Consider the following 1,081-nt stretch of genomic DNA (forward strand, 5'->3'; position numbering starts at 1 on the left):
GGTGGCGCAGGCTCTTGAGCGAGGGAGGTGCTGCAGCCGTGGATTCAGACGAGCCGGTGGTCGGCAATTCGGAAGTGAAGAAGCTGGAAGATCGCGTCCGCGAGTTGGAGCGCATGCTCGGCCGCAAGACGATGGAGGTCGAAATCCTCCGCGAAGCCCTATCCAAAGCGGACTCAAAAAAACGGATATCGCGGCCGATCTTGTTGCCGAAGGACGGTTCCCGATGAAGACCGTCGCTGACACGCTGGGCGTCTCCCGATCCAACCTCATCGAGCGATTGAAAGGCAGATCGAAGTCGCGCGGGTCCTATCGCAAGGCCGAGGATGCAGAGCTTCTGCCTATCATCCGTAGCCTGGTGGATCAAAGGCCAACTTATGGCTATCGGCGGATCGCCGCGCTCCTCAATCGCGAAAGGCGAGCCGCCGATAAGCCTGTCGTCAACGCCAAGCGGGTCCACCGCATCATGGGCAACCACGCCATGCTGTTGGAGAAGCATACGGCCGTTCGCAAAGGCCGCATCCATGACGGCAAGGTCATGGTCATGCGCTCGAACCTGCGCTGGTGCTCGGACGGTCTGGAGTTCACCTGCTGGAATGGCGAGGTCATTCGTCTCTCCTTTATCATCGATGCCTTCGACCGGGAGGTCATCGCGTGGACGGCGGTCGCCAATGCTGGCATCTCCGGCTCGGATGTGCGCGACATGATGCTGGAGGCGGTCGAGAAGCGGTTTGGGGCGGCGCGGACTCCGCATGCTATCGAGCATCTCTCTGACAACGGTTCAGCCTACACAGCTCGAGACACAAGGCTGTTTGCCCAGGCGCTCAATCTGACACCCTGCTTCACGCCGGTCGCCAGTCCCCAGTCGAACGGAATGTCAGAGGCATTCGTCAAAACCCTGAAACGGGATTACGTGCGCATATCAGCTCTGCCAGACGCCGAAACGGCGCTCCGGCTCATCGACGGATGGATCGAAGACTACAACGAAATCCATCCCCATTCCGCACTCAAGATGGCTTCCCCTCGGCAGTTCATCAGGGCTAAATCAAACTAGCCGATCTGTCCGGTGAAATGGGGAGCACTC

1 pseudogene is annotated in these 1,081 nt (G+C 59.6%); it reads left to right on the forward strand.

Features of this window, described 5'->3' with window-relative positions:
- A pseudogene (locus B5M41_RS26725) lies at positions 1–1,051 on the forward strand (IS3 family transposase); the annotation flags it as partial.
- Positions 1,052–1,081 lie beyond the last annotated feature (30 nt).

It is taken from the genome of Shinella sumterensis (assembly GCF_004514425.2).
Lineage (GTDB): Bacteria > Pseudomonadota > Alphaproteobacteria > Rhizobiales > Rhizobiaceae > Shinella > Shinella sumterensis.